We start from the raw sequence: 230 nt of genomic DNA on the forward strand, positions 1-230 counted from the left end.
TTCGTAGGGATGTTGCTCTGGTGCAGTGGTGTTGTTGGACTGGGATTGATGCTGTATGCCGGGGATCTGCAGCGCTATGTGGGTTTGTCCGGGGTGTTGCATGGCATGTTGATGGTGGCTCCATTTGTTGCGCTTGGATATAGCCGCCGTATGGCGATGCTGTTTGCCGGACTGGTGGTACTCAAGGTGGTATGGGAACAGTCGCCTTATTACAGCGGTGGAGCGGTGGG

At 55.7% G+C, this 230-nt stretch carries 1 protein-coding gene; it reads left to right on the forward strand.

Features of this window, described 5'->3' with window-relative positions:
• Positions 1-48 precede the first annotated feature (48 nt).
• Positions 49-230, forward strand: a 182-nt coding sequence (locus Q4563_RS23205) for a hypothetical protein (RefSeq protein ID WP_303606228.1), incomplete at its 3' end; no start/stop codon positions are given.

The organism is Gilvimarinus sp. 1_MG-2023, assembly GCF_030548285.1.